Source organism: Cupriavidus sp. DB3 (genome assembly GCF_020418465.1).
Taxonomy (GTDB): Bacteria; Pseudomonadota; Gammaproteobacteria; order Burkholderiales; family Burkholderiaceae; genus Cupriavidus; species Cupriavidus cauae.
The window spans coordinates 614,374-626,969 of sequence record NZ_JAIZPL010000001.1 but is presented as its reverse complement, the minus strand read 5'-3'; the positions used below and the strand labels follow the sequence as shown (position 1 = coordinate 626,969).

Below are 12,596 nucleotides of genomic sequence, written 5' to 3'. Positions count from 1 at the left end.
CTCTGTTAAGGGTCAGGCGACCACCACTTCGCGGAACATTCCGGCGTCCATGTGCAACATCAGGTGGCAGTGCCATGCCCATCGACCCAACGCATCAGCGGTGACTAGGAAGCTGATGCGCTGCGCAGGCTGCACGGCAATCGTGTGCCGCCGCGCCTGGAACGCGCCATCGGGTGCCTCCAGTTCGCTCCACATGCCATGCAGATGCATCGGGTGCGTCATCATCGTGTCGTTGTGCAAAATGACCCGCAGCCGCTCGCCATACTTGAAATAGACGGGCGTGGATTTGCCGAACTCCACACCGTCAAAGGACCACGTATAGCGCTCCATGTTGCCGGTCAAGTGCAATTCGACTTCGCGACCCGGACCGCGCTGGTCCAGCGGGCCGCCGATGGTGTGCTGGTCGGCCAGCGTCAGTACCCGACGGCCATTGTTGCGCAGGCCGATGCCAGGGTCATCAAGGTTAGTGCGCGCCATGTCCACCCGCATATCGGTGCTCGCGCCGTACTCGGTCTTGGCGTGGCGCGCTTTGGTACTTGGGACCTTGAGCGATGCGTCACCTGCCATGCTATTCATGCCGGCCGCGCCGTGCTGACTGTGGTCCGTGGTCATGGCACCGTGGGCCATCCCTTGCATGGCCATGCTGCCATGATCCATGCCTGGCATGCCGCTGTGGTTCATCCCGGACATGGTCATACCGCCGTGATTCATGCCCCCCATGCTGCCCATCATGTCTGCCATGGTGAGCCACTCCGGTTTATCGAGTGCTGGCACGGCGGCCGCCAGTCCCTCGCGCGTGGCCAACGTGCCGCGGGCGTAGCCAGTGCGGTCCATCGCCTGCGAAAAGATGGTATAGGCCTCATCGCGCGGCTCCACCAGGACGTCACACGTCTCGCCCGCGCCAAAACGGAACTCGTCGACAGTGACTGGTTCGATATTCTGCCCGTCGACCTGGAACACCTTGAGCTTGAGGCCGGGAATGCGCACGTCGTAGAAGGTGTTGCCCGAACCATTGATGAAACGCAGCCGCACTTTCTCGCCGGGCTTGAACAAGCCGGTCCAGTTGCCGGCCGGCGTGACGCCGTTGGTCAAATAGGTCAGCGTGGCACCGGACAAGTCCGCCAGATCGGTCGGGTTCATCCGCATCTGCTGCCACATCTTGCGCTTGGCTAATGCGCTCTGAATGCCGTCGTTGGAGACGTCTCGAAAGAAATCGATGACGGTGGGCTGGTTGTAGTTGTAGTAATCGCTTTGGACTTTCAGCTTGGAGAGGACCCGCATCGGGTCTTCATCGGTCCAATCGGACAGCAGCACAGTATAGTCGCGGTCAGCTTGCACGCCATCGATCCCCGAAGCTGGGTCGATGACAATGCCGCCGTATACGCCGGTCATTTCCTGAAAGCCCGAGTGCGAGTGATACCAATAACTGCCCGTCTGCTCCACCTTGAACCGGTACGTGAAGGTCTCGCCCGGCGCGATGCCTGGAAAGCTAATGCCAGGCACACCGTCCATTTCAAACGGCAAAATGATGCCGTGCCAGTGAATCGAGGTCGCTTCGCGCAGCCGGTTGGTCACTCGAATGGTGACCGTGTCGCCCTGGCGCCAGCGTAGCGTTGGGCCGGGCAGCATTCCGTTGATGGTGGTGGCAATCCGTGGGCGGCCAGTAAAGTTGACCAGCGATTCGCCGATTACCAGGTCGAACTCCGTGCCGCGCAGCACCGGCGCGGTACCAGACTCGACGCGTTGCGGCCGGTCTGATGTCTGGGCCCAGGCAATGCCCCCCAGACCGGACAATCCCGCGACCACGCCGCCCGCAGCCAAGCCCTGCACGAAGCGGCGGCGCGGTAGATTGGGCAGCACAATGCCAGACGGTCGATCACGTCCCATGAACTTGTCCTTTTTCGCTTGTATGGCCGCATCGAGCAGCGGCATGCAGAGCGTAACTAGATCAAGGCTACTGCCAACTTACCTGCGCATTACATTTCGGTAATGTTGCTGTCACGCCTAGGATCGCTGGATAGACTAGCCGCGTGTGCAGTGGCCGGCGGCGCTGAGGACCGGCAAAAGCAAACGCGGGGAGTTCAGTGAATGAAGCTGCTGGTGGTAGAAGACGAGGTCAAGACCGGCCAGTACTTGCGCCAGGGTCTGACTGAGGCAGGTTTCGTAGTGGACCTGGTCACGAACGGCTTGGATGGTCAGCATCTGGCGATGAGTGAGTCGTATGACGTCATCATCCTGGACGTCATGCTGCCGGATCTGGATGGATGGCGAATTCTCCAGACGCTGCGTAGCGCGCAAAACCCCGTTCCGGTCTTGTTTTTGACTGCGCGCGACAGCGTGGCCGACCGCGTCAAAGGACTCGAGCTGGGCGCCGACGACTATCTGGTCAAGCCGTTCGCCTTTTCGGAACTGTTGGCGCGGGTCAGGACCTTGCTGCGCCGGGGCAGCGCGCAGATGGCGATGGACCGCATTCAAATTGGCGATCTAGTGCTTGACCTGAGTCGGCGCCGCGCGACGCGAGCGGGCCGCCGGATTGCGCTGACCAGCAAGGAGTTCGCGCTGCTCGAACTGCTGGCGCGCAGGCGGGGCGAGGTGCTGCCGCGCTCGCTGATCGCGTCGCAGGTCTGGGACATGAACTTTGACAGCGACAGCAACGTGATTGACGTGGCGATTCGCCGCCTACGCGCCAAGATCGACGACGATTTCGACACCAAGCTGGTCCAGACGGTACGTGGTATGGGCTATGTGTTAGAAGCGCCCGAGGATCAGGAATGAAGCGCCGCATGTCGTTGACCTTGCGGCTGACCTTGCTGTTCTCTCTGACTTCGGCGGTCGTGCTGTTGGGCCTTGGCGTGCTCATCTGGCTGTCCATGGACCGGCATTTTGCCGACGAAGATTTTGTCGTGCTCGGGGACAACGTTCGCCTGATACAAAAGGTCGCTCACGAGGAACATAGAGCGCGACTGCCAAGCCGCCTCGCTGAAATGGTGGAGCACCACCCGGGATTTGTCGCCCACGTGAGCACCGCGAAAGGCGAGGCCGTTTACCGCACCAAGGGTTTCGACTTTGGCGCCGTGCTTGACCGCATTGATCGGCTGCCCCCCGACGAGACGACGTTGGTCTGGCAGCAAGATGACAAGGAATACCGTGGGATGCGCGCGCACGCAACCGTGCCCGGCGAACCGTCACCGCTGACGGTGGTGGTCGGCATGGACACAGAAATTCATGCCCACTTTATGCACGCGTTTCGCCGCTCGCTGGCGTTCTATACCACGCTGGCGGTCCTCGCCAGCGGTCTGTTCGGGTGGTGGGCAGCCAGGCGAGGGCTGGCTCCGCTGCGAACGATGGCTTCTCGTGCCAAGGGTGTCACGTCCAATCACCTCGATGCCCGCATGCCGGTGGAGACTGTGCCGGTCGAGATGGCCGATCTGGCGGCGACGCTGAATGCCATGCTAGAGCGCTTGCAGGACGATTTTCAACGCTTGTCCGAGTTCTCTTCCGATCTGGCCCACGAACTACGCACGCCGATTACCAATCTAATGACTCAGACGCATGTCGTGTTGTCACAACCGCGTGACGCTGCCAAGTACCGCGATGTACTGGCCTCCAACGCCGAGGAGCTGCAGCGCCTCGGTCGAATGGTGTCCGATATGCTGTACTTGGCCAAGATGGAACATGGCATCACCCTGCCCAACGAGGAGTCGATCAAGGCGAGCGACGAGATTCGTGCGCTGTTCGACTTTTACGACGCTTTGGCCGAAGACAAAGGTGTGCACTTGCATCTGCAGGGCGATGCCAGAATTGTGGGCGACCGTCTAATGTTGCGCCGGGCGTTAAGCAACCTGCTGTCGAACGCGTTGCGGTACACGCCCCATGGCAAAGCTATCGTGATTAAGGCACGCGAGCAGGACGGGGCGGCGACCATCGTCGTCGAAAACGAGGGCGAGGCCATCGATCCAGAATTGTTGCCCTCGCTGTTCGATCGATTCTTTCGCGCCGACAAGTCACGGGCGCGCGCGGACTCGGATAGCGTGGGACTTGGGTTGTCGATCACGCAAGCGATCATGGCCGCGCATGGCGGTGGAATTGCCGCCGAGTCGTCGGAGGGAGTCACTCGCTTTATTCTTAGCTTTCCGCCGCGCCAACTCTGAATTTAGAGCTACTGCCGTTTCCCCGGGTATGCAAATGGGTCAGTGCTCTTCAGGCTTTGTCGCCCGCCGGTCAAGATTTTGCACGGCTGGTGAAGCCAATGTGACTCGCGCCGTGACGTTTCTAAAGTCCGAGCTCGTTCATATCCCTGCTATTACGATAAGTATTCTTATCGTAATAGCCAGTTCGCTGCGCTAAACTGGCCCCCATGAAATCACGCCTGACCCTACCTAACTCCACATCATCCGCCAGCACGGGTATGGATACGGCCCCGACCGATGCCTCCACGGCACTCCCCGACGCCGCGTCCCTGGCCGCGCTGCGTGCCTGGCATGCCGGCCTGAGCTCCCGGCAAGCCGTGGCGCAATACCTGGGGGAGGAGAGGGCGCGCGGCCAATCCTCGCGCGCCGTGCTGGGCGGCATTCGCCGCCGGCTTGCCGCACTGGCACGCGAGCGCGGCCGCGACGATCTGACCGCGTTGTTCGAGATGCCGGCGTCGGAGCGGGTGGCGCAGGGCAGGGCGGCCGACCGTGCTATCGAGGTCCTGCGCACGCTGCCGACGCCACGGCCTGCGATCACCGACGACATCGGCCGCTGGCTACCGGCCCGCGCCGTCGCCGCCTTGCGCGCCCACGGCATCGAGACGCTGGCGGCGTTGACCGTGCGCGTGCCCAGGCGCCGCCGCTGGTGGGCGGCCATCCCGAGGCTGGGCGCTGCCAGCGCCAGGCAGATCGAGGCGTTCTTCGCCGCGCATCCCGAGCTGACCGAACGGGCGCGCGCGTTGATCGTGCAGGAGCGACGCAGCGTCGTCGTGCCATGGGAGCAGTTGCGCCTGCCTCATGAAGTCGACGGCTCGCAAGGGCGGTTTCGCGCACCGCGCGAGAGCTGCACCTTGACCGCGGACAACGACTACGAGGCGGTGCAGGCCTGGCTGGCCCTGCACGAGTCGCCCGCCACTCATCGCACCTACCGCAAGGAAGCGGAACGGCTGATTCTGTGGGCCATCGTCGAGCGTCAGCGGCCGCTGTCGTCGTTGACTACCGAGGACGCCGTCGCCTACCGCGCCTTCCTGCGCCGGCCCACGCCACGAGAGCGGTGGGTCGGGCCGCCACGCCCGCGCTCGTCGCCGGACTGGCGGCCGTTCACCGGTGCGCTGGCCGCACGCTCGGTCGCCCATGCCCTGACCATCGTGGGGGCGATGTTCCGCTGGCTGGTCGAGCAACGCTACGTGCTGGCCAATCCCTTCGCCGGCATCAAGGTGCGCGGCGGCGGCCGCACCGCGGCGCTGGACAATTCGCGCGCCTTTACCGACGGTGAATGGAAGTTGGTGCGGACCATTGCCGACGGGCTTGAATGGTCCCACGGCTGGGAGGCCGCCGCGGCGCAGCGCCTGCGCTTCGTGCTGGATTTTGCCTATGCGACGGGGCTCCGGCCCAGCGAGCTGGTAGGCGTCACGCTCGGGGATCTTCGGGTCGACGCAGAAGGCGATGAATGGCTCGAGCTGACCGGGAAGGGAGGGCGCATCGGCAAGGTGGCCTTGCCGCCGTTGGCCCGGCGGGCCTTGGAGCGCTATCTGTCCGAACGCGGTTTGCCCATCAGCCGGCGCTTGTGGCGTCCGGAGATTCGCCTGGTCGGTGACCTGAGCGACGAGTCCGGCTCAGGAATCACGAGCACGCGCCTTTGGCAGGTCGTGAGGCGGTTCTTCAAGCTGGCCGCTGACATCATTGGTTCGGACCATCCTGCGGCTGCGGACAAGCTGCGCCGTGCCAGTCCGCACTGGATGCGGCATACGCACGCCACGCACGCTCTGGATCGGGGCGCCGAGTTGACCATCGTCCGGGACAATCTGCGGCATGCGTCGGTGTCGACGACTTCGGTCTACCTGCATAGCGATGAAGTCAAACGGGCTCGGCAGATCGGAGAGGCATTTGGGGCTTAAATGACACCGCAAGGGCGCCACAGCGGGCTGTACGGACGAACAAGGGGGGCGCAATCTTGCCCTTAGTTGCCGAGCGGTTCTGGCTCAAAACACGGAGTCCTTCAAGCCGAATCCCCTGGTTGGCATCACGGCGATCGTCATGCTGTCGGCGTGCGGCCCCGCCGCGCACAGGGCGATCGCGCGCCGTGCATGGTGACGGCTGCGCAGATCGACGAACTCGAGCATCAGAAAGGCCAAGCAGATGGCCGCCAGCACCAAACCGCCCACGCCGCCGGAAGTCTTGCCATAGGTGAATGCCGCGACGGCCAGGCTGAATATGGTCACGGTGCCGAAGCAAAATGCCCAGAAGCTAGGCGTCACCTGACCTGGTCGGAGCTCGACGTAAGTGGGCCCGGCGGTAAAGCCCAGGTCCTCATTGAACCGCAGATAAGGCCAACCGGAGGCCGCCCAGCGCGCCAGCAACAGCGCTGCCGAATGCTGCGCGATGTAGCGCAGTTGGGCGACCGAAAAGCTCCGGCCATAGGCTGCATACATCCGTCCGCAATCGGCCAGCGTCGGTGCGGCAGGGGCCATCACCTCCCACGCGCGCGCTACCGCATCCGGATTTTGCACACATGGCTCGCGCGCCAGCCAAGACAGTAATTGCACGCCCTGTGACCAGGGCACCGCCGAAGATTCCATGTCCGCCCTCGGTATTGTCTGCCACGCCACGGCAGTGTCCTAAAGTAACTTTGCGTCACTTTACATGGCTAGCAAAGAGGCCGACAACTCGGACAGGGGTATCTCGCAGGCGGGGGGCGCGAGCACGTGCAAACGGTAGAGAGAGCACACGGCGCTCCCGGCATAGTCGCCGGCTGTGCCGTCATCGAAACTGCCAGCCTCCGAAAGGTGAGCGCCTAGGGGCGGGTAACAAATTTATGCAAAAACGGGTAACAAATTTATGCAAATTAACGGCAACCGACTGGGACGTCGTCAACGGATTCCGTTCGATTTAACATAAGAGGTATTATCGGCGGCACGGGTGTTGGCCGTTTTTCTGATGTCGTAACGCCTGGCCACGTGCTGGAGATGGCGGCCAAGATGCAGGCGCTGCGAGATGACCGGCAGACCGCGGGCCGTCGTGCACGAACAGCGGTCAGGCGCCAAGCGCGAGCCAGGAAAAAGGCCCCGCAAAGCGGCCGCGCTGCAGCGGGACTCAGTGTCGATTGCGCGAGCCGGAAAGCCGCGGCTCTGCCTCTTCATACTCTGTTGCCACCTCCTCCACGACCTCTGCCACACTGCTGACGGCCTTCACCCCCGACACCGAGTGCCCGGCGCTCCAAAGGTCCGCCCAGCGTTGGATCACCGCGCCGTCGGCACCGCCGCCAAAGCGGCTGCGGGCCTGCTGTACGGACACCGATTCGTCGAGCTGCTGCGGATCGAGTCCGACGCGGCGAATCGACGGGACCAGGAAATTGGCCGGCAAACCGGTAAACGCTCGCGTCGTCACCACATCATCGAGCGTGCTGTCGCACAGCATCGCCTTGTAGTCCGCGCTGGCCAGGCTTTCCCGCGTCCCGATAAAGCGCGTGCCCATCGATACGAGGTCGCAGCCGAGGACCGTGGCTGCCCGCAGGGCAATACCGTCCGTCATGCCGCCCGCCAGTATCAGCGGGCCATGGAAGAATGCCCGCACCGCGCGCACGAAGGCAAACGGATTGGCCCAGCCCGTGTGGCCGCCGGCGCCCGCGGTGAGCAACACGAGGCCATCGGCGCCGGCATCCAGGGCGCGGCGGGCGTGGTGCAAGGTGGCGACGTCGGCAAACACGCAGGAGCCCGCCGCTCGCAATGCGGGCATGGCGGCGGCCGGCGAGCCGACGCTGGTGATCACCACCTCGGGCCGATGGCTGGCGATCAATTCGACCTCGGCGCGCAGCTTGGCCGGGTCGCGCCGCATGATCAGGTTGGGGCAATACGCGCCATGGTGCGGTGCGCCGTTGCGCGTGGCCTCTACGGCTTCGGTCGATAGCCGCGCCAGCCAGGCATCGAGTTCGTCCAGCGAGCGGCAATTGGCGGTCGGGAAGGCGCCGACCACACCGGCGCGACACGCCGCCGATACCAGTTCGATGCCGGACACGCGCAGCATCGGCGCGGCGACGACGGGGACCTTCAGGCGTTCCAGGAATGGCAGCGTCGTCATCATTTCACACGTATCCGATGATCCAGAGAATCGAAGCAGGCCACCGCCTCGGCAAGCAGCGTGGCGACGATCTCAGCCAGCGGCTCGACCCGGCGTGCAAACGCAATGGAAGGCCCCAGCGACACCATGCCGTGCTGCCACTGGCCCTCGCGATAGCAACGGTCGCGTGTGTTGCGACCATCGAGCAGATCGCCATACGCGGCATAGTCGCGCGCACCATCGCGCTCGAGCGCGGCGACTTGCTCGGCGGTGGCATTGCGCAGCACGCGCCAGGTGTTGCCGAGCGAGCGCAACACCGCGACGGTTGCATGCTCGTCGCATTCGACCAGATGGCGCTTGTACGCCGGATGCGCCTCGACTTCCTCGCTGACCAGGAAGCGGCTGCCGATCACGGCGCCATCGAGTCCCTGCGCCAGCAGTGCCGCGAGCTGCCGCCCATGGCCGATGCCCCCGCCGATGGCGATGGGCACCCGCACGCGGTCTTGCGCAAGCGCCCCGAGCAACATCGACGGCAGTTCGTTGAGGCCGGGATGCCCGCCCTCTTCCATGCCGACCAGCGCCACCGCGTCGGCACCATCGCGCTCCGCGGCCAGCGCATGGCGTACGCTTGACGCCTTGTGCAGGACGATGCCGCCACCGTCGTGGATACGCCGGATCAGTTCCCCCGGCCCCCGGCCCGCGGTCTCGAAATGGCGCACGCCACAACGGAGCGCGGCATCGAGCCAGTCGAGCACGGCATCATTGCCGGCGGAACGCCCCGACAGAGTCAGGTTGACGCCGAATGGCCGCCCTTCGGTCAGCAAGGCGCACTGGCGCAACGCGGCTTCGAACGCGGGGCGATCCTCGAACGAACGTGGCGTGATGAAGCCCATGCAACCAGCATTGACGAGCGCGGCGACGTAGCGCGGCTGTGACAGCCACATCAGCCCGCCGCCCACGATCGGATGGTCGATGCCGAACAGCTCGGTCAGCCGCGTGCGGAACGGCCCGCTGTGCTGCCCACGCGATGGATCACCGCCCGCCATCGCCCCGGCCCTGCTGTCGGCGCGCACTGTCCAGCGCAGGGGCGCGTCCCGGACCCATCGCGCTCATGCCCTCCAGGGGGACGGGAAAGCGCGCCAGCGGCAAAGGCGCATCGGCGCTGCCCGGATCGAACCGATCGCGCTCCCGGAACTGCGCCAGCGCACCGACGTCGTTGGGTGCGACGACCGGCGCAACTGGCACATCGGCCCGCGCGAGCAGCGCGAACGCGCGGTCGCGCTCGTACGCGGCGAGCGCTTTGGCCAGACGCGCGTTGATGGCAGCGGCGGCAGGCTTGCGTGCGGCGATGCCACGCCAGGGCTCGCCGTCGAACGGCGCCATCGGCAGCGCCTCGCACAGCCGCTTCCAGAAATGGTCCTCGAGCGCGGCCACCGACAGGTACTCGCCGTCGCTGCAGCGGAACGCGCCATAGGCTGGTTTGACCAGCGTCGCTTCGCGCTGCTCGGCGAGCGAGCCTGCCCCAGCCTCGCGCCAGGCGCCGAAGCGTGCGTTCATCCAGTGCAGCGCGCTATCGGCGAGTGCGACGTCCAGGTACTGGCCACGGCCGCTTCGCTCGCGCTGCAGCAAGGCGGCGAGCGTGGCGGACAGCGCGTACATCGCACCGCACAGGTCGGCCAGCGGCAGGCCGAACGACTGCGCGGGACCGCCCCCTTGCTCCCCCGATACCGCCAGCGCACCGCACGCTGCGAGGTAATTGATGTCATGGCCTGGCAACTGCGCCCACGGTCCCTGCTGGCCATAACCGCTCAGCGACACGTGTACCAGGCGCGGAAAGCGCGCCTGCAGCGTAGCGGCGTCGAGCCCCAGCCGGGCCATCACGCCGGGCCGGTAGGATTCGACCAGCACGTCGGCCTCGTCCAGCAGCGCAAGCACTTCACGGCGCCCCGCTTCCTCCTTCAGATCGACGAGCAGGCTCTGCTTTCCCCGATTGACGGCCTCGAACACTCCCGGACCCATACGGCGCGCGTTGTCGCCGTGCGGCGGGCGCTCGATCTTGATCACCCGGGCGCCCAGTTCCGCCAGGTTTTGCGTAAAGAATGGTCCGGGCAGCAGCTCGCTCAAGTCGATGACGGTGACGCCGTCCAGCGGCGGCGCGACGGCAGTGGGATCGGCGGCGCTCATGCGCGAGCCTCCGGTGGCTGTCGCGCGACGATCACCGCATCGAGCGGGATCGCGCCGGCGCCAGGTTTGCCGGGTTCGCTCGCAACGTCGACCCAGACCGGATTCAGGTCCATCTCCTCGATCCACGCGGCGTTGTCGCGCACGAAATCGGAGATCCGGCCGAGCAGCGCCTCCAGCGCCGCCACGTCGGCGGGCGGCCGTCCACGAATGCCTTCCAGCAATGGCCACGCGCGGATCTCGCGGATCATTGCCGCAGCCTCTCCCTTGCCGAGCGGCAGCATCCGGCGCGATACATCGCGCAGTACCTCGACATGGATGCCGCCCATGCCGAAGGTCAGCACATGGCCGAACACCGGATCACGCGTGACGCCGATCAACAGTTCCAGGCCGCGCGGCGGCGCCATCTTCTCAATCAGCACGCCGTCGATGGTGGCGTCGGGGCGATGGCGGTGCGCCGCGGCGGTGATGGCATCCCATGCCTCCTGCACCGCCGCCGCATCCTCCAGACCTACGCGCACTCCGCCGATGTCCGACTTGTGCACGATATCGGCGCTCGCGATCTTTGCCACCACGGGAAAGCCCATCGCACGCGCGATGCGCACCGCATCGTCGCGCGTCCGCGCGATCTCGCACGGCAACAGCGCGATGCCGGCCTCGCGCAGCCGCGCCTTGGCGTTCGCGTCTGACAACGGCTGCGTGACGACTGCACCGTCGGCGACGCTGCTTGCAACAGTGGGCACGCGCAGTGCCAGCTCGCCCCCTTCGGCGGCGCGCCATCGGCCATAGGCGGTCCAGCGGCGAATCGCCGCGATCGCCTTGTTGACCGAGCGTGGCGGCGCGAAGCCGTGCTCAACCAGCAGCTTGTAGCCGTCGCCGAGCCGATCGCTCATCCAGATCGGCACGATTGGCGTGCTGGTGGCGCGTTGTGCGTTGACGATGTTCTGTGCCATGCGCGTGGTGGTCTCGCCGTAGTCCAGCGTAATCGGCAACACGACGAGGCCGACATTCGGATCGGCGGCGACGGCGCCCAGCGTCTTCTCCACCAGCGACGAATCGCTGAGGACGGCGGCGGTCGTGTCCACCGGGTTGCCGATGGCGGCGTAGTCGGGCAGCGTGGTGCGCAAGGTATCGGTGGTCTCGCTGGCAAACTGCGCAAGGGTCAGTCCCTCGGCACCGACCGCGTCGGCGGTCAGCGCCGAGGTGCCGCCCGACGAGCAGTAGATGGCGAGGGCATCGCGACCGGCCGGCAGTGCGCGTGCGAACAGCCATGCGGTATCGACCAGCTCGTCGATGTCGTGCACCTCGATCACCCCGAGCTGCCGGAACACCGCGCTGTTGACCTCGGCCGAACCGGTCAGCGAGGCGGTGTGCGACTGCGCGGCGCGGCGCCCATATTCCGAACGGCCGACCTTGAGCGCTACCACCGGCTTGCCGTTCGCGGCCGCGCGCTGCACGGCCGCCGCGAAGCGCTCGCCATCCTTGATGCCTTCGAGCAGCGTGGCGATGACCTTGATGTCCGGTGCGTCTGCCATGTAGTGGATGAAGTCGGCGACCTGAAGGTCGACCTCGTTGCCGGTCGAAGCCCACAAGCCAATGCCGATGCCGCGCTCCATCGCCTGCATCACGTTGCGCCCGAGCCCGCCGCCCTGGGTCGCAAGCCCGATCGGACCCTTGACCAGATCGTGCGGGAACGAGGGCGAAAAGGTCATGCCGAGCTGCGCATTGACATTGGTCAATCCCGGGCAGTTCGGTCCATACAGCCGCATGCCGCTGCGCTTGGCGATGGCTTTCATGCGCTGCTGCTCGCGCTCGCCTTCCGCGCCGGTTTCGCCAAAACCGGAGCTCAGGATGATGGCGAAGCGCACGCCGCGGGAGGCGCATTCGTCGAGCACGGCGAGCACGCCGGCGGCAGGCACCACGATGACGGCGACGTCGGGCGTGTCCGGCAGCGACGCGACGCTTGGCCAGCACCGCCGCCCCATGATTTCGGTCTTGCCTGGATTGACGAGGTAGAGGTCGCCGTCGATGCGCGAATGGACGACCAGGTTGGTCAGGGTCCGTTCACCGATGCTGTTGGGACGATCCGATGCGCCAACCAGCGCGATCGAGCGGGGATGGATCAGGCGGGACAGATCCGTCGTGTTGGAATGCATGACTGGTTCTCCG

Annotated in this window: 9 protein-coding genes; 3 read left to right on the top strand and 6 right to left on the bottom strand. The window is 65.4% G+C overall.

Features of this window, described 5'->3' with window-relative positions:
• Nucleotides 1-12 precede the first annotated feature (12 nt).
• Entirely contained in the window at nt 13-1,887 is a 1,875-nt protein-coding gene (locus tag K7G19_RS02635) for a copper resistance system multicopper oxidase (RefSeq protein ID WP_149320087.1), read from the bottom strand.
• Between the two features lie 201 nt (nt 1,888-2,088).
• On the opposite strand from K7G19_RS02635, the gene K7G19_RS02630 reads away from it, so the two are divergent.
• The 3 genes from K7G19_RS02630 to K7G19_RS02620 all read left to right on the top strand — a co-directional run bounded on the left by K7G19_RS02630 (nt 2,089) and on the right by K7G19_RS02620 (nt 6,088).
• Entirely contained in the window at nt 2,089-2,775 is a 687-nt protein-coding gene (locus tag K7G19_RS02630) for a heavy metal response regulator transcription factor (RefSeq protein ID WP_149320006.1), read from the top strand.
• Complete coding sequence (locus K7G19_RS02625; protein WP_149320007.1) at nt 2,772-4,151, top strand: heavy metal sensor histidine kinase; 1,380 nt, start codon at nt 2,772-2,774, stop codon at nt 4,149-4,151. The genes K7G19_RS02630 and K7G19_RS02625 overlap by 4 nt, the downstream gene beginning before the upstream one ends.
• A 206-nt stretch (nt 4,152-4,357) precedes the next feature.
• Entirely contained in the window at nt 4,358-6,088 is a 1,731-nt protein-coding gene (locus K7G19_RS02620; RefSeq protein ID WP_174781662.1) for a phage integrase family protein, read from the top strand.
• Nucleotides 6,089-6,172: 84 nt separating this feature from the next.
• On the opposite strand, the gene K7G19_RS02615 is transcribed toward K7G19_RS02620, so the two are convergent.
• The 5 genes from K7G19_RS02615 to K7G19_RS02595 all read right to left on the bottom strand — a co-directional run bounded on the left by K7G19_RS02615 (nt 6,173) and on the right by K7G19_RS02595 (nt 12,583).
• Complete coding sequence (locus K7G19_RS02615) at nt 6,173-6,769, bottom strand: hypothetical protein (RefSeq protein ID WP_157774032.1); 597 nt, start codon at nt 6,767-6,769, stop codon at nt 6,173-6,175.
• 514 nt (nt 6,770-7,283) lie between these two features.
• Complete coding sequence (locus K7G19_RS02610) at nt 7,284-8,270, bottom strand: nitronate monooxygenase family protein (RefSeq protein WP_226105643.1); 987 nt, start codon at nt 8,268-8,270, stop codon at nt 7,284-7,286.
• The gene (locus tag K7G19_RS02605; RefSeq protein WP_226105642.1) at nt 8,267-9,292 is read right to left on the bottom strand and encodes a nitronate monooxygenase family protein; all 1,026 of its coding nucleotides are present in this window, start codon (nt 9,290-9,292) and stop codon (nt 8,267-8,269) included. The genes K7G19_RS02610 and K7G19_RS02605 overlap by 4 nt, the downstream gene beginning before the upstream one ends.
• Entirely contained in the window at nt 9,279-10,430 is a 1,152-nt protein-coding gene (locus tag K7G19_RS02600; protein WP_226105641.1) for a CaiB/BaiF CoA-transferase family protein, read from the bottom strand. Before K7G19_RS02600 ends, K7G19_RS02605 begins: the two co-directional genes overlap by 14 nt.
• Nucleotides 10,427-12,583 (bottom strand): acetate--CoA ligase family protein, encoded by a 2,157-nt coding sequence (locus K7G19_RS02595; RefSeq protein ID WP_226105639.1) that lies wholly within the window; start codon nt 12,581-12,583, stop codon nt 10,427-10,429. The genes K7G19_RS02600 and K7G19_RS02595 overlap by 4 nt, the downstream gene beginning before the upstream one ends.
• Nucleotides 12,584-12,596: the final 13 nt, after the last annotated feature.